The following is a 17,719-nucleotide window of genomic DNA, read 5'->3' on the forward strand; positions in this document are numbered from 1 at the left end:
ACTAGTTGCAAATAGCCATACGCCTTAATTATTCACACACTTTCCCTTAAATAACCGGCGAGGAAAAACAGGCAAGCGTTTTACTCCGGCACCACGCGCGAAGGTGTTTCGCCGGGAAGGGATTTTTACCCCCTCTTCCACAGCCAATACTGCTTTTTACCATGGGCGTGCCCAGGGAGCTGATCGAACGACTATTTCGGCCTAACGATGCTTATAAAACGCTATTAGAGGCATTTAGCCATACCCTGCCCCTTTCCAAAAAGCCATCTGATTACAGTCAGTTGGACGCTAAGCAAGCCACGCGCTCGTCGCAAAACTGGCAAAAAAACGCACCAAATTCTGTTAACGCCCTGCCTTTACAGGCGAAGAAGCACGCCTAGACTCTCACTCGATTCAGCTCCCTGGATCATGACCAACACTGGAAAAGGATATTCAAAATGAACGCCTTCACTTCGGTAAATACCGTCACCACGCCCCTCACCATCAACTGCAACTCCGTGACCACGTATAACGGCGATCCCAACGAAACCACCAAGGTCACGTTCAACTACCAGAACAACCTGCTGTGGGCTACCCAAGTCAATAACACTGCCTCAACGCAAATTCTCGCCGCCGACGCCCCTGCCGGACCGGTGATCCTGCGCGCGGGCGCCAAGGTGACGCTGCAAAACGTCGGCGCGGGGTTCAGCATCCTGTTCACTGGCATCATCGTCGACAGCGGTTCCGAGACGCCTTTCACCAGCACCAACATCGGTACATTCAGCCTTTCCTGATCCATACGGGTTCTTTAGCCAGACCCCATCCTTGAAGCCGGCGGACGCGCACGTACGCCGGTTTCATTAACGCAGTACGGGACATGGACGGTACCCTCGCGTGACAAAGCATCGGATGCTTTATACCCGGGTTTGCTGGTTAACACTGGGCGCGATTCTGGCAAGCATCCTGTGGGTAATGGCGACCGGCAGACATGCGCCGACGGCTTTGCCTGACGGGTTCAGCCACACTTTTTCCAGCGTCGAGTACGCCTCCCTGACCTCGGGCTGCGCCGAACTCGTTCCCGCTCCTTCCGCCTCTTCGGCAACCCCGGCACCCTGCCTGCCAGGGCCGATACTGCTGCCCGGCATGAACGTCAGCCGTCAGGTGGGTCCGGTGCTGTTTGTTCTGATCGTCGACAGTCGCGAGGCCCGGGTGAACGCCGAACTGTCCATGGGCGGCGCTGGCCTGACCGGGTTGAGCATGACGGCCGACACACCCACTGCCACCTTTGACCTGGCCAGCGATGGGCAACGGATACGTGGCAGCCTGGGCGCATTTTTCTGTGCCCCTCCGAACACTTCGCATGTGCTCGCCGACTTCAATATCGAAGGCACGCACGAGGACAACAAGGACAACGCGCAAGCCTATCGCGGCGACCTTATCCGCTGGCAGAGCCCAACCACCAGCGTGATTGCCCACTACCGCCAACCCTTGTTGCCGGACCTGCAAGTGACCGTGGAACTGCTTGATCCCTACAAACCCGACAGCAGCAACGCGTTGACGGCCCAAGTGAGTTTCTACTACGCCACGAACCTGATCGACCGCTACACCGTCATGGCCACCGCCACCCCCGTGACCCTGCGCAAATCCAGCGTCGGGCCGGTGCATATCCAGGGTGGGGCCTTGTCGTTTCGTCCCGCCACCCAGGAACAGCGGGGGCAGCTCAGCCTCGATGGCACTTTTCAGTCCGGCCATAACCTGCCCAACCACTACGCCGGCAGCATCGCCGACTGGTCGTGGATTCGTGGCCGTGCCGACAACTGCAGGGGATAGACATGACCAGCCGCGCCACCACCCCATCCGACTATCAGCAAATTGCCAACAGCGCGGCCTATGCGCTGCCCGATGACAGTGGTTATGGCTGGCGCGGCTACGTGATGCCCCAAGGCACCCTACCCGCCGATTTGCCGGCCAGCCTGAGCCCTGCCGATGCGTTCGATAAGCAGGCCGGCCATTACCTGTTTGCCCCCAGCGAGCCGGTCAGCCTAAGCAGCGACCCGTCGGCGTTTGTCACCGCCCTCTATAACTTTCTGTTTGCCGTCGAGCAGCGCAACTTCGTCGGCAGGGCGCTGCTCTGGTTGCCGGGCAGCAACCTGCCGGCGCCCAAACGCTTCAACGACTATGGGTTGCGCATCAGCCTGGGGACGTCCTGCCAAGTGCAGAACAACCTCAACATAAAGCTCGGCGATCGCCTGACCTTCTTCATCAACTTCGGCACCTTCGTCAAATACGATGCCGACCTCAACGCGTTGCGCCTGAAGTCCAGTACCGGGATCAGCATGGGCTTCAACGACAAACTGCAGGCAGACAGCGGCCTGCAACTGACTCCCCCGCAGCAGCCGTTGGCCTATGTACCGCTGGACGGTAGCCAGGCCGCAAGTCTGGTTTATGCCTTGACCTACAACCCTGTGGCTGCGCTGCGGTATTTCCAGACCGGCTTTGCCTATGTGGTCAACACCGGGAACGGCAACACCCTGCTCAACTACCCGGTGTTCAACCCGATCGGCATGCCGGCCACGTTGAACATGGGCGGTGTCCTCGACCCGCTGGACCGGCTGAACCAGCACATCAGTGCGACGCAACTGGCCGCCGGGTTGATCCGAACCGGCCTGGCCTTCGCCGCTGCCGGCAGCACTTCGCTGCCCAGTCAATGGCGCAGCACTGCCGGCAACCCCATCAATCTGGTCCCGCTCAATGGCCTCGATGCCAATGGCTGGCCCCTGCCCCACGCGGCCAGCCTGGTGTTCTGTGATGACGGCGCGAGCTACAGCCTCACCCTGAGCGGTGACTATGGCTTGAGTGTGCCGACCCTTCCCGCCGCCGTCGGGCAATCGCTGTTGTGCGGCATCTTCGGTACCGAATGGCTGAGCTTTTCCAACTACAATCCTGCGGCCAGTCCCACTGAAAATGACCGCATACGCCTGCTCGCCGCTCAATCGGCGTATGCACCCATCTTCCCATTCCCGACCAGCAGCCTGGTGTCCCCCACCAGTGGCGCGGTCACCGCCCTGCTGACCGGCGACTACCGGACCTCCTGGAGCAGCCTGATTGCCGGCGCCTCCATCCCGGCCTACAGCGCACAGCCCGACGGCAGCCCGCTTTATGGCCAGGCCGCAGCCGCTGGCGACACCGTGATGCTGGCCCCCGCCGCGCCACGCACACCGCTCCCGCAAACCCCAGGCTTCGCCTTCCCCCTGGTGCCGTATGCCGGCATGACCAATACGACGGGCGTCAATCTGACCCAGTTCGAGAGCGAGATTCTTGCCGCCTCGCGCAAGAGCCTGATCAGCGCCGCCACCCTGCCGGGCAGGCGGGCCGCACGGCTCAAACGGCTGCAACGGGCCCCGGCTGGCGCGGCCGAAAAACCCGATCGGGCGACCACACCGCAAGGCTTGCTGGTGGACCTGGATCCGGACGGTATCGGCTACCGCAAAGTGCTGCTGGCACGCTCGAAATCTGCCGAGAGCATGCTGGATTTTGCCTTCGAGCAGCCCACCGAGGGGCTGCACGAGGCGCTGCAAACCAATCAGTTATTTCTCGTCGGCGTCAACCCGCAACCGTTTTTCACCCAGGGCGCAACGTTCAGCAACCACATGGAGATCGCCGACTGGCACTTCATCGCCAATATCGGTGCCGGCGTGCAAACCACCAGCTACCGCAACGTGCTGATCATGAAATATTGCAGTGGCAGCCTGAAAGAGCGCATCGACAATCCCAACCGCTGGACCCTGCCCGAGACGTTCTCGAAAACCGCAGATCTGGTGCCGGGGCTTGAGACCCTGGCGTACACCGGTTTGTCCCAGTGGCTGCAGGACTTCATCAGCGCCGCCGAGCTCAAGGCCGCCGCCACACCGGACAGCCTCTATGCGGACTTCGTCGCCCAGGTCAACGACCCCGAATGGAAAGGCTTTATGGTGCTCAATGCCGACCTGCCCTTGGACAGCCTCCCCGAGCAATTGGCCGGGATCGCCGCCGGCATCGATTACAGCCGCTTTCTCGCCCACCACTTCGGCGCCAGCGTCAGTCGCATCAGCCATCAGGACGACACCTTGGATATCCAGGGCATTTCCAATCTCTTTGGACTGATCGACTATCAGAACCCGGCTTATGAACAGGCCCGGGCCAACGGCGCGGACGCCGACATGCCCATCGCCCTGGCCACGACCGAAGGTTATGCCTTCAGCGTCCTCCAGCTCCAGGCACTGTTTCGTCAGTCCAGGCTGGTGACCTTCAACAGTCGTATCCAACTGAGCCTGGACCGCCTGTTCGGTTCAGCGATCCAGGCCACGCGACGCGCCGAAGATCCGAGTGCCGTAAATGCCATGGTCCTCGACGGCAGCGCCCTGCAACAAAACGACACCACCACCTATGTTTTCGAACAAAGCCAGAGCTACCTGTTCAACCTGGACAGCAACGTGCTGCCGGCCGCATCCGTCAATCGCATCCAGTTCAACACCCTGGGCAGCCCGGACAGCGGCGTCACCACCGCCAGTCGTTTCCTGATGTGGGGCAAGCTGGACTTCGCCCTGCTCGAGACCTCCTCCGGGCCATTCGACCTGTTGTCCTTTGGCAGCGAAGACGGCAGTGCGAGCAACGAGGGCCTGGCTTATACCAACCTGCAGATCGGCATGAGTTTTCCCAGCGCCACACCTAACGCCGTGAGCTTCAGCTTCGATCCCGGCAACCTGGGATTCGATCCGGTCACCAGCCAGGTTCGCGGCAAAAGCCTCTACAAGGGTTTGACCCTGCAGCTCAAGCAATTCATCCAGGCGCCGGAACAGAAGAAACCCGCGGATTACGGTTTTCTCCCGGTCCTGCCGGAGAACCTGTCGCTCAAGCCTATGTCCGGAGCCTGGTCGGGCATTGTCTACAAAGTCACCATGGGATCGCCCGGCGCCTTGGTCTCGGGCGCTGGTTTCGAGTCCGACCTGTTGGTTGCCTGGTCGCCCGACAGCCAGAGCACCGACGCCAACCCCATGCTCTTCGTTGGCTTGAGCCTGCCGGGTGCCGCGCCATCCGCCAGCGTGTTTTCCCTGCAGGGAATCATCAAGGTGTCCACCGGACCGATCAAACTGCTCTACCAGACCATCCCGGGGCAGCCCGATCCGCAGGCGAAATTCTTCAACCTGCAACTGACCGATATCGGCATCAAGATCCTCGGCATCGCCAAGTTGCCCCCGGGGGCGACCCTGCAGTTTTTCCTGTTTGGCGACCCTCAGTCCTCCGGCAGCCTGGGCTGGTATGCCGCCTACGTCAAAGATCCGGACAGCGACACCGAGCGCCTGCTGGCCCTGGCGCCGGATACGTCCACGCATCCGGCACTGACCGGGCCCTCGGAGATCGCCTCATGACGCGCGTCCTGTACTGGAACATCGAGAGCTTCGGCTATAACAAGATCCGCCCCTTGAGCACCAAGCGGAACCGCGCCGGGGCGCTCATTCCCGACCTGAACGCTGCCGACCGACTGGCGCTGATCCTGGCCCATATCACTGCCTTCAACCCGGACATCTTCGTGGTGGTAGAGACCGCCAGCGGCCCGAGCCACGGCCCAGGCTCACTGATTTCCCCAACCGGCGGCTGGCAAGGTTGCGTGGAGCTGTTGTTGCGCATCCGCAACCTGACCGGGCTTGCCTGGAACCTGGTGCCGCCCCTGGTGGTCGGCCAGGCCGGGCGAGCCGAGGGCGTCGCGGTGTTCTACAAACCGGTGATCCCGGCGGGCCCCGGCGTGGCGGCCGGCAGACGCTTGTTCACCGGCCCCAACGCCTGGTCACCAGCGGGCAATGGCATCAGCTTCAACCCCACCGTCTTGCCTGCGCCCGCCGCCGGCAATTACCCGCCGCTGCAGACCAACGCTTGTTTTACCGTCGCCGGTCGCGCTATTCCCCCTGCCGCCCTGAACCCCGGCAACCTGTCCGAAAGCCGGTGCGCGGCGCGGGTCGATTTCGTCGATAACCTCGGCGCGCCCCTCAACTATGGCGGCCTGCGCGAACCCTATATGGTGACGTTCTGTGAAACCGTCGACGGCCCGCCCGTGGTGGTGCAGCGCAACCTCACGCTGTTTGCCATCCATTCGCCGCCGCAGTACGTGGCGGCCAATGCCTACCTCAACGGTCTGGCCAACGTGCGTGACATCAGCGCCGCCCTGGGCGCGTTGGAAACCCGGGTCATCACCGGTGATTTCAATGTCAACCTGCTGAGCCAGACCGGCAATGATCCACTGCGCTACGCCCCGCTCACGGGCCTGGGGTACGCCCTGCAACTGCAGCCACCGGCTGCGGCCCCGCCTCCGGCCCTGGATGCCTACATGGGCTATTTCGCCACCCACCTCAAGAGCAAGAAATCGACGATCTTCTGGTCGACCAACGTGGGAGCCGTGCCTTATCCGGGTTACCGCTACATCGGCTCGTCGAGCAGCAGCAACCTGTATTCGATCGACAACATCCTGGTGCGTGGCGGCGCGGCCGGGAACTTCACCATCGCCAACACCGTGGTCGGCACGCCGCTGAATGTGGTCAACCCCGCGCCTGGCGGTGCGCCCGTGGGCATGGTGGCCATCGCCAGCGATTTCCAGGCGCCTCCGCTCGGCTGGCCGCCATCACCGGCGCCGGCATTCGCCGCTGGCGACCGGCAACGTTTCCGTGGCTGGCGAAACATGGGGCACATCCGCTCCACCAGCGATCACCTGGCCCTGTTCGTGACGGTCTGATTCAAGGAGAAGACAGATGGCCAACAACCCACTGAGCAACCTCGCCGCGGCACTGACTCGCGATGCCGGCGCCCCGATCCTCCTCACCCGTGACTACCTGATCGCAGGCCTGGCGGATGCCGGGGTCAGCGTTTCCGACAGCCTGGACAGCGACCTCAACGCGGCCTTCCAATCGTCTGTCGCCGGGTTGTCGATCAGCCTGACCGCGCAAAGCGTGCAACCGCTGAACCCGACCAGCCAGACGTTCAAGGTCACGGGCGTCAGTGCGCGGTTTCTGCAGCAGGACGTGCAGCAGGGGCTGGTGCTGACCTTCGGCCTGAGCGGCATCGACGGCGCGCAGGCCCTGAGCCTGGAGATCGTCACCACGCCGGCCAGTTGGAGCTGGGCCGATCTGTCGAGTTTTGCCACCGGGATTCCCTTCAAGTGGGCCGTGATCAGCAACGCGGTGTTCACCTTCAATGACAACCTGGGTCCCTGCCAGGGTTTTGCCGCCAACCTGACGCCGCCCGCCCAGCTCAGCAATGCGGTCGCGGTGGTGCAGGGCCTGGGCTTTCCAACCCTGGCCCTGCCCTTCAGCGGCAGCATGGATTTCGCCAAGGTCGACGGGATCGATATCTTCATGCCGACCACGACCCTGCAGGCGCCTTTCCTCGGCGCGGACAGCGGCTTGAAACTGATGTACCTGAGTGTCGATGCACCGGTTTTCGGGTTGATCATCGGCCCACCGGAACTGCAGGACGGCGACGACCCGGCGCAAGCCTTCTACGACCAGCAGGTCAGCCTGTATCTGGGCCTCGACCTGAGCCTGACCGACCAGCGCGGTCAATCCATCGACTACCAGATGCGCGCCCTGGCCCAGATCAACAATGGCAACGCGTTCAATTTCTACCTCGGTCACAGCGACGACGGCAGCGCCCTGTTGACCCCGGCCACGGTCATCGAGCTGCTGGACAACAAAGGCAGTTTTTTCACGGGAACGCCACCGGTCTTGCAGCAGTTCCTCTCCGGGATCGGCCTGCGCAGCCTCAGCCTCAGCGGCACCACCAGCCCCAGCCTGGCCCTGAGCAGCGCCAGCGTGACCTTGGGCGCAGACCCGACGGTGATCAATGTCGAGCACCCTTGGGTCCCCTTGCAGGACCCGACCAACCAGTTGATTTTCGGCGTCACCGATTTCGAGTTGGTATGGGGCATCAACTATCTTCCCCAGGGCAGTGCCTATAGTTTTCTGTTCCAGACCCAGTTCCTGTTGTTACCCGAGGTGTTCAAGGGCAAGACCACCGGCGAAAACGGCCTGTTCTTCGTCCAATTCAATTCCGACCTCCAGTTGCTTGCACGTTTCGACGGTACCGCCAATCTCAACGACCTGATTGCCGCGCTCACCCTGGGTTTGATCCGCATTCCCAAAAGCTTCGTCGATGCCTCGCTGTCCGACGTAGGCCTGAGCCTTGACGTGGGCGCCAAGAGCTACGCCTTCAACGCCGGCTTCGAACTGGACCTGAACCTGTTCACGCTCGACGGCCTGCCGATACTCTCGGTCACCGACGGTCAGCTTTATATCAAGGCCACCACCCCCACCAGTGCCAGCGGTGTCGCCAATACCGCGCCGGTCACCACTTACCAGGCAGGCATCGGCGGACTGGTCGGCATCGGGCCGTATTTCGCCAACGCCAGCATCGACTATGACGGCACCGAGTCCCCAGCCACCTGGACAGTCGCCGCACGGCTGGCGCAACCGGTGGATGTGCAACAGCTGGTCAGCCAATTCCTCAGCTTCGGTGGCGCCTTCACATTCCCCGATTTCCTGCCCGGCACCCTGCTGGTCGACACGCTTGAGGTGGACGCCACTCTTGCCACCGGTGCGACGCCGATCGACCGCTACACCGTCGCCGGTAGCCTGCGCTGGACCTTCAACCTGGGCCAGGCCTTCAGCGTCGACACCCTGGCCACCCTGAGCCTGAGCTACGACGCCAGCAAACCCGCCCAGCAGCAGTACAGTGGCAGCGCCACTACGCTGTGGGATTTCAGTTTCCTCAACGACAGCGTGCTGCTGGGCTATAGCTTTGCACCCGACAATCAGGGCAGCAATGCCCAATTGAGCCTGTCCTGGGAAGGCTTGACGGCGATTTATCAGGCCGACAAGAAAACCCTGACCTTCACCCTGAAAAACTGGAGCCTGGGGCGTCTGATCCAGAAACTCATGCAGTCCCTGGGCGACCCCTACTTCACGCTCGAATCACCCTGGGACGTGCTCAACCAGGTTTCCCTCGACGGCCTGTCGCTGGTCATCAGCCTGGAAACCAGCAACGGCAGCACGCCGACCATCGCCGCCAAATACACCCTGGCGAGCAAGATCGACCTGGGCTTCATGAGCATCGACGGCCTGGTGTTCGAGCGCAAGAAGGTCGACGGCGTTGACAAAATCACCCTGGGCATCGACGGCTCCTCGGTGTTCAAAGGCAACAATCCCGAGGAACAACAGGACTGGAGCAACCTGCTGGATCCCCAGAAAGGCCAGCCCGTGGACAAGCTGCCTTCGGTTCCGGGCCAAGGTACGGACTATTTCAGCCTACCGTTGCTGGTACTTGGCCAACGCGTGGCCATCAGTGGCTACGACAGCTTCGCTAATACCAAAGCGGTGATCGACGCCTTGAAAGCGGTGCCTTCAACGACCGGTTCCAGCAACCCGCTGAACCCTGGCGACAGCGGTACCAAGGGCACGCCGTACTACAACCGCAACAGCGACTGGCTGATCGCCGGGCAACTGTTGCTGCTCAAGACCGGCAAGGACTGGACCGTCGACCTGATGCTGGTATTCAACGACCCCAACCTCTACGGCCTGCGCCTGGCCCTTGCCGGAGAGAAGGCCAAGGCGCTGGGTAATCTGGTGCTCGACATCCTCTACAAGAAAATCACCGACGATGTGGGCGTCTACCAGATCGAATGGACCTTTCCCGACAGCATCCGCAACCTGAACTTCGGTGCGGTATCGATCGTGCTGCCGGAGATCGGAGTGAAGATCTATACCAATGGCGATTTTTTCATCGACATCGGCTTCCCCTACAATCTCGACTTCAGCCGCTCGTTCTCGATTAGCGCGATCGTCTATGGCGTGCCAGTGCTGGGTGCCGGTGGTTTCTACCTGGGCAAGCTCTCGTCGGTCACCGCGACCCAGGTACCGAAGACCACCCAGGGCACTTTCGACCCGGTGATTGTCTTCGGCCTGGGCCTGCAACTGGGCCTGGGCTACAACTTCGTCAAAGGGCCGCTCAAAGCCGGCTTCGCGCTGACGGTATTCGGCATCCTGGAGGGCACTATCGCCGCCTTTCACGCCTATCGCCCGTCCACCGCGCTGGTCACGGCCAACAGCAGTGTGCAGGACGACTATTACTTCAAGATCCAGGGCACAGTCGGGGTCATCGGCCTGCTCTACGGCAGCATCGACTTCGCGATTATTTCGGCGGCGATCAACGTGCGCATTACCCTGTCGCTCTCGCTGACGTACGAGAGCTACATGCCAATTCCTATCGCGGCCCGAGCCACGGTGGAAGTCAGCGTCAAGGTCAAGATCGACCTGGGATTGTTCAGTTTCAGCATCAGCTTTTCATTCCATGCCGACGTCTCGGCGCGCTTCGAGATCAATGCCCTCAACAGCGGCCCGGCTCCCTGGGCCGAGCCGACCGCGCTGCTGGCTCGCCAGGCTCGACATCTGCAGCTCGCCGGCCAGCGACGGGCCGTCACACCCAAGGCAATGTCGGTGCCGCGCAGTGCAACCAAGCCGGCATTGAACCTGTACGCGACGCCGCAATTCACCGTGATGTGCAACGAAGGCGTGAAAAGCTACAGCGGCCAGCAAGGGGCTTTCGTGTTCCTGTTGACCATGGACGCACCGTCCCCGACTCAACAGACACGGCAGGCGGTTGGCTCCAGCAGTTTCGAGCGCTTGTGCGCCGATTACCTGCCGTGGCTGATCGGCACCCTGGGCTCAGCCAGAAGCGAGCAGGACACCCTGGCCGACATCCTCGGCACATTGGTGGACAAGGCCCTGCTGGAGGTGGATATCGAACGCCTTGCCGACCTGGCCAACCCGCCGTTCGGCATCAGCGAGCTGTTGACGTTCCTGTCGTCCTTCGACGTCAGCATCACCTTGCCCGACGCTGCCAACCAGGCGCAGATCAAGCAGGTGCTGGAGGCCGGCTCGGTGCTGTTCCCGGTCTTCGATGGCCTGTCCCTGAACGTCCCCCTGGCGAACGCCGGTAGCGCGACCCTGGACTTTCTCCAGTACGTGGGCACCAACAGCACCTATCGCAGCAACGTCGCGCAGTTATTCAAGGAACTGGCGGCCGTTGTCACGGCCAAGGATGAGCGCAGCGCGCCGTCGCTGCGCGCCTCGGACGATGACAACGAATCAATGGCCGCCGTGATTTTTACCGATGCCTTCATGGTTATTGGCCGGCAACTGTTGCAGGTCGCCCTCAATGCCTTTGACGACTACACCTATGCCACGGCCAACGGCAACTCCATCGAGCAGATCCTGCAATGGACCAATGAAGCACGTGGCAACAGCCTGACCCTCGACGATATTGTCCGGCCCAATGCCGAAGTCGCCTTGACCGGTGGGCTGACTCTGAACATCCCTCTGCCCGCCTATACCCTGCAAAGCAGCGACACCCTGGCAACCGTCGCACGGGCCTGGTCCGACAGCGCCGTGCCAGCCCGTTGGACGACCACTGCGGAGGGTTTGATCCTGGCTAACGGCAACTCGACGGTGATTGCCGCCGGTCAACTCATCAGCCTGATGGTGGGCAACGACATTCACCAATACACCACGGGCCCCGGAGAAACGTTCAACAGCCTGGCCAGGGCCCTGGGAATCGACCTGTCCGTACTGGCCCGGGACAGCGCGCTCTACATCATGGCCGACCTGCTGTTGCCGGGCCAACCGTTGCTGTTGCCGAGCCTGGCGTACCAGACCGCTGCCGGCGACAGTCTGACCAGCAGCGGCGCACGCTTTGGCGTGAGTGCCATGGCCCTGTTCAGCGATCCGCTGTCCGGCAACTTCGGTGTCGGGCCGCTATTCGCCACGCAACAGATCACCCTGACAGCCCTCGATAGCCTTTTTACCCAAGACCTGTGGGCCGTGGTGGTGGGCACCGATCAACTGGCCCAATTGGCCGGCATGCTTTCGCGCTTTTTGGCCTATGGCCTGCGCCTGCCGTCAAACCCGGGGGGCATGGGCGGCCTGAGCCTGGGCGCGCAATTCCTCTACCCAAACAACCAGAGCGCCTATGGTCTCTATCAACTGACCGGCCAGCAGTTCCCCACGCCCACCGACCAGGTGCCCGGGACTGACTTCCCCATCAGCCTGAGCCGGGACGCCAGCAGCCATGGTGTTGACTTGTCGTTCGTCACGATCGCCGGCGGCAGCAGCGGCTCAATGAACCTGAACGAGGCCTACAGCAACCTTTGCGTGGTGCTGGCCTACGCACAACACGGCAAGTTCCAGCCGGCACCGAGCATCAGCCTGCTGCCGACCGTTGCCCGCAGCCCGAAAGACTATGCGGTTAAAAGCATCTCCCTGTGGTCGACCGCTGACCTGCAGCAGTTGCGTGACCTCTGCCAGCCGAACCTGCGTGCCTCAACCGAAGACGCGCCCAGCGTGCAACCGATACTCTGGTCCCTGCCGGATGGCCTGGTCCGACTGAGCAACCAGCGGGTGGGCTGTCTCGCCCCGCAACTGCCTGATCTCTCGCAGCAACTGCCCTACCTGCCGGCCTTAACCCCCTGGGAAGTTTCAACCGACCCCGCGACCCTCGAAACCACTCGCCGCGAAATAGCCTCCTACAGCTACGCGACGCGGGTGGACTTCACCATCAAGCGGCTGCCCCAGGCCCAGCCCGGCGTCATTGCCAGCGAGGGCAGCAGCCTGGCGTATACCTACCAACTGCTCGGCCCTTCGGCCACCGATGCGCAATTACTGGAGCGCCTGTTGAGCGCGGTGAGCGAGCTGGGTACGTCAATCATCAGCGGCCAGTTCCTGCTGATGCCCCAGGGCAATGCCAAGGCCAGCAACCTGCTGAGCCAGGCCCAGAGCGACTTCCTCGCGTTCCTGACGCAGACCAACCTGTCGACCGAAACCAACCCGCCACCCGACTTGATGACCCCGCGCACAGCCGACGACGCGGGGCCGCGTGGCATCCTCAATCCTCCCCAGGAAGTGGTAAAACTGCTCTGGGAACTGTCTACCGTCCGTTCGGGCGGCTACTACTTGAGCTATTACGACGTGATCGCCGCCAGCGGGTTGCCCGATGGGATTTTCGACGACAGTGGCACGGCGACGCTGACCCTGGTAACCACCTATCCACGGGGCGCCCTGCAAGGCCGCCTGTGCAACTTCATCAATGCCTTTGTCACCACCGATACGGTGATCCAGCAAGGCAGCCACATGGCCCTGCGCTCGGCCAGTACCGCCGGTGTCAGCCAGCCGACCCGCGCCAGTGACAGCCTGGAAAGCCTGGCGACGTTCTACGGTATCGGCTCCGGGCGCATTGCCGAACTCAATCCGGGCGCGACACTGACCACCAACGCACAAGTACCCATAGACGGCATCATTCACTTGGTGACACCGGCCGACTCCAGCGCAGGCAATGGCGTGCCCGCGGCAATTCTCGACAATCTGGCCCGCTACTACTCGGTGGGGGCACTGCAACCGGTCAGCGCCGCGCAGATCACGGCCCTCAACCCCGGCGTCAGCGCCGCCAGCACCGTGGCGCTGTTCATCCCGGCACTGGTCTATGTCGTTGACGGCAGCCTTGCACCGGGCAACAGCCTGCGGTCCCTGGCCGACTACTACGGGCTCGATCTCGATGCACTGGCGGTCGGCGCCGAGCGGGTAGTCGGGCTGCTGGCCAGCGGCAGTGCGTTGACGCTGGATACCCGGACCTTCGATTTGCAAGCGGTGTTCAACCAAGGCAATGCCGCTTTCAGCGTGCTGCGTGACAACCCGCCACCGGTGGATTCCCCGAGTGTGGACCCGGACGGTTATGCCAGTGCCTACCTGTACAACCTTTACTCGGTGCTGAGTGCAGGCATCGACGGCTCGCCCTGGTTCAGCGCCAGCGACCTGGCCCTGCCCTTCGGGCCACAGCGGCCGGACATCGGGGCGGATGAGCTTGAGGCGCAAATCCATCGTCGAGCCATGCGCAACCCGCAGAGCCGACGCGAGGCCCTCAACGCCCTGGCCGAGGACAGCCAGTACTTCTATCAGCAAACCCTTGGCCTGGCCCGCCGCGCCACCAGCAATGCCGCCCCGCAGCCGGTGGACCCAGGCCTGCCGTCCGCCTCCGACAACCCCTATCGAGGTGTGGGCAGCTTCGCCCAGGTGAACCTCTCCTGGCTGGACATCTTTGGCAATATCACCGTGACGCCCTTCCAGCAGCCACCGGCCGGCTACAGTGGCAGCCTCAACCATCCCCCGCTGCCGTTGCGCTACAACGATCGCCTGATCGCCCTGTCGGCCTGGCCCAACACACGCGCCTTCTACACCTATGAAGCCGCTGCCGGCGGCGTGCAACTGGTTATCCACCTGAGCCTCGACACCTCCAGCTACGACCCGGCCGGCGGCGGCGACATCAAGGTCCAGGCCGGTAAGGATCTGGAGATGTTCAGCCTGATCTACTACCAACTGAATCAGTCCTACCAGGACTTGAACCTGCCCTGGTGCAACGGCCGCGCGGTCAGCGTGGAACTGGTCAACAGCCTGTTCGCCCAGCCGCTGAGCCAGCTTGACATCAGCCAGTCGCAGCCGTTGCTGGACTACATCAACGGGGTGATTCTGTACCTCGGGCAATTGATCCAGGGCGCCACTGCAGCACCACCCGCTACCGTGCGCCTGTGCCTGGCGGTGGATATCGATAGCCTCGCGCCCGGCTCGATCCTGCCCCTGAGCCTGACCCTCAGCCTGCGGCGGGTCTCGACATTGGTGGCGCCGGATGTCGCCGGCCTGGCAGGCGGCGTGGCGGTGACCAGTACGCTGCTGCCGGTCCCCGATCCAGTGACCGCCAGCACCAGTGGATATAGCGTGTTCGCTGCAGCCTTCGAGGCGCTGTTCCTGCGCCCCGGCGCCTGGCTGACACGGGTCGGCAGCGGCACCGCAGACCCCGGCAGCACGCCGGACGGACGCAGCCAGACGCTGTGGGCCGTCCGTTTCGCCGAGCAGGAGGGCGCGGCAGGTATTCGCTACCGCATCGATCCGGTCCCAGGCTACTTCGCAGCCCGGCCGATCGCTAACAGCCTGACTTCCGACAGCGTGCAGATCTACCCCACCTACCGGCCGGACCAGCCGTTCCCTGGCGATGACCTGGCGACACTCAACCTCACGGGCGTCGATCAGAACCTCTGGTTCGAAACCGCCCTCAAGGCCATCGACGGTTTCCTGTCACCGACCTATGCGCCCTCGGTGTTCCTGCTCGACACCCTGCTCGGCAGCAAGGACCCGCTCAAGGACGGTTATCTCGGCAAAATCCTCAGCGCCAAGCAGGTGCTGGCTGACGATATCGCATCCACCCTGGAACCGGTGCTATCGGCAGGTCCGCAAGACGGGGCAACCCGGGCCGCTGCGGCTGAAAAACTGCGCCAGAGCTTGCTCAACCAGCTGTACTCGGCCTACAGCACCACCGCTATCGTCGGCTTCTGCGTGCAAGGCAGCGCGACCGACCAAACGTTGTCGCTGTACGGCCAGCCGACCGTATCGGGTACCAGTCAGTCAACGCCCGGCACAGGGAACGACAACTACGCCTTCGGCAGCGGCCGCATTCGCTTGCAGGCTTCGGCTGGCGAAAGCGCCCTTGCGTTTGTATTCAATTCCCGCAACGAGGCAGCAAGGAGCTATGTACCACTGGAACTGGCGTTGCAGGTCAGTCACCTGGAACACGACGTGCGCAGCGTCCCGGGGATCAGCGGCTACACCCAGTCGAACTGGATCTCATTGATCGGCGGGCCGTTGCTGATCCCCTTGGCCGGAGGGCAGACCATGAACCTGCCGGTGCTGCTGCGAGCCTTGCCTGAACCACCGACGGTCCAGCGCCAGACAGCGACAGCCTGGGCACAGCCGGCGCAAAGTGCTTCGGACCTGAGCAAGTGGACTTATGCCTTTGACTCCCTGGTCCGGGGTGCCGCCCAGGACAGCCTCAACGTCGCCATAGCCCTGAACACCCCGACAACCAACGGAGCGTTGCGCAGCACCGGTAAAAGCCTGGTCGCGGCATTGGCCCAGTTCGTCACTGTTTACCCGAGCATCGAAGTGGCCATGCAGCAAAACCTCACCGGGATCAATGTCAGCCAGCCGACCGAGCTGCAAATCGCTGCGGCCCAGCATGCGGTGGCGGCCTTCGTGTACATCGTCAAGGAGGTCACCGATGCCTACCATGCCTGGGCCAGTCCGATCCGCAGTAAAACCGCGTTTGTGCCTCCCCAGGCCCTGACCTGCGCCTTCAGCCAAGTGCTCGCCGGGGTGATGGTCGACGGTCAAGAGGTGGCCGAGACCCTGCTGCTGGACATGACCATCAACGATGTGGCGGCCAGCTACGATCCAGGTACCGGCCGAATCAGCGCTACCCTGGCGCAATGGGGCGAGGTCAGCCTGCCGGCGCCACGGGTGGAAATAGATCCGACGCAGTACGAGGCGGTGAGTGTCATCGATCCGGACATCCCCGGAGCGGTCGCCTACCGTTATCGCCTCAAGAATGTGGTGCCGGCAAAATGGCTCGATTATGCGCAAGCGCTGCTGGTCAACGAGCGCCGCACCAGCCTGCCGGCCCTCAACGTGTTCGATCATCAGGACGCGTGGGCTTCGCTGTCGGTGGAGCGCAACCGCATCCTGTTCCCCGCCGCGCAGATCGGCACCTTGCACACCAACCCGCTGTTCCGCTTCTCCACACCGGTCGTGCGTTTTGTCGACAGCATCAGCCCCCACATCATCCAGGACAGCTTTTCCCTGGACAGCCTGTCAGTGGCGAAGGCGAGTCTGGAGGATTACTTGAATGTGTTTTTTGCCACCCTGGGTTCAGGCAGCAACGGCACCACGGTCCAGGTGGGCATGGAGGGGCGCTACAGCTACGACATCGCCGGGCAGGGAGTCGTCGCGCGCACCGTGCTGCCGGCCGCGCTGATGTTGCCGGTGAGCACTTCGCTGAACACCCCGCCCGCCTTCATCAGCACGTTCAGCCAGGCCATCGATCGCTGGCGCCTGGCCGAAAAAGTCACTGTCCAGGGCAACGCCCGGGTCGAGCTGACCCTGCGCGCGTTCAGCGCCGACGATCCGACCCAACTGGCACAGGGAGCATTGCCCTCAGACAACCAGCCGCCGTTGCTGAGCATCGAAAATCTTTGGATATCGGCCAACAAGGTTCCCCCGGAACAAGGAGGTCTATGAGGCGAAAATGCTGCTGACCAGGCAGGTCGCTTTCAGCGGAGCAACGAGATGGTCATGAACCTGGCGTCGAGTCCATCCAACTAGAACGTCCTGCCTATTGCGTCAAGTGGCGAACAGATCAGCAAGCGCCAGGCGGAATGCCGTCTTTGTTGAAGTCCTTCAAGCGCTCACGCTCTTGCTCAGTGGAGTGCGCTGGGGTTTCCTGCTCGGGCTCTTTCTTCTTTTCTTCAGTCATCGCTATATCCTCTGGGTGGTAGCTGTTTCGGCACCTAGTGGAATCAGCAGTTCAAATCCATTAACTCCACCGCCCAGGCATGGCCCGGCAAGGATTCCTCGTGGGCATAGAGGCCAACACTCAGCCATTCCGCCGATTTTGAGAGTGCTGGGCTAGGGGGCACTCGATAGATTGAGGGTTCATTCTTCTGACTGAAGTCTAGATTGCCCATGTGTGCGCAGGTGTTGCGCGGGTTTCGCACAGGCACAAAAAAGCCGATCTAGCTGATCGGCTTAAGCGTCTGATTTTAATCAGGAATAATGATCGAGACGGA

At 62.4% G+C, this 17,719-nt stretch carries 5 protein-coding genes; all 5 read left to right on the plus strand.

Features of this window, described 5'->3' with window-relative positions; translation table 11 throughout:
* Positions 1 to 437: 437 nt before the first annotated feature.
* The 5 genes from C4J88_RS17370 (at position 438) to C4J88_RS17390 (ending at position 17,171) form a co-directional block, all read left to right on the plus strand.
* Positions 438 to 773, plus strand: coding sequence for a hypothetical protein (locus C4J88_RS17370; RefSeq protein WP_124407667.1), 336 nt, complete (start codon positions 438 to 440; stop codon positions 771 to 773).
* Between the two features lie 178 nt (positions 774 to 951).
* Positions 952 to 1,809: a hypothetical protein gene (locus C4J88_RS17375; protein WP_124407668.1), complete on the plus strand. Its 858-nt coding sequence runs from the start codon at positions 952 to 954 to the stop codon at positions 1,807 to 1,809.
* Between the two features lie 2 nt (positions 1,810 to 1,811).
* Positions 1,812 to 5,387, plus strand: coding sequence for a hypothetical protein (locus C4J88_RS17380; protein WP_124407669.1), 3,576 nt, complete (start codon positions 1,812 to 1,814; stop codon positions 5,385 to 5,387).
* Positions 5,384 to 6,742, plus strand: a complete 1,359-nt coding sequence (locus C4J88_RS17385) for a hypothetical protein (RefSeq protein WP_124407670.1) — start codon at positions 5,384 to 5,386, stop codon at positions 6,740 to 6,742. The genes C4J88_RS17380 and C4J88_RS17385 overlap by 4 nt, the downstream gene beginning before the upstream one ends.
* A 16-nt stretch (positions 6,743 to 6,758) precedes the next feature.
* Entirely contained in the window at positions 6,759 to 17,171 is a 10,413-nt protein-coding gene (locus tag C4J88_RS17390; protein WP_124407671.1) for a peptidoglycan-binding protein, read from the plus strand.
* The last annotated feature ends 548 nt before the right edge of the window (positions 17,172 to 17,719 follow it).

This window comes from Pseudomonas sp. R4-39-08, from assembly GCF_003852275.1.
Taxonomy (GTDB): Bacteria; Pseudomonadota; Gammaproteobacteria; order Pseudomonadales; family Pseudomonadaceae; genus Aquipseudomonas.